Here is a 351-nt window from a genome sequence, read left to right as displayed (position 1 = left end):
CGGCAAACAAGCTGCGCCAAAACAGAAGCGTCCAGGCATCAAGCGGCAGGCTCCTGACGAACAGTCCGGCGGTGCTCCATGCCGCGGCAGAGATCGCGATAAAAAGAATTCCTGTCTCGTAGCCACGCTGAAGCGAGGTGGTCGGGGCGTTACCCGGTGCTACGTGCTGTGGTCTGCTTCGTCGCCGCGAACGCCGGACCGGTTCCACCGGCGATTGCTCTTGAAAGACTGGGCTGTCCATCACGCGTCTTGACCCTAGACGGCGAGCGCGAACGGACTGTGGCTGTCGCCTGCGTCTGGCGCTTTGCCAACGGACGGGGCGGATGGAGACGAAGCATTCAGGTGCTGCCT

At 62.7% G+C, this 351-nt stretch carries 1 pseudogene; it reads right to left on the bottom strand.

Features of this window, described 5'->3' with window-relative positions:
* Nucleotides 1-241 (bottom strand): annotated as a pseudogene (locus EN852_RS41900) (hypothetical protein); the annotation flags it as partial.
* Nucleotides 242-351: the final 110 nt, after the last annotated feature.

The sequence above is a fragment of the Mesorhizobium sp. M2E.F.Ca.ET.209.01.1.1 genome (assembly GCF_004010375.2).
In the GTDB taxonomy this organism is placed as follows: Bacteria; Pseudomonadota; Alphaproteobacteria; order Rhizobiales; family Rhizobiaceae; genus Mesorhizobium.
Note: the sequence above shows the minus strand (reverse complement) of the source record. Positions and strands in the feature narration are given on the sequence as shown.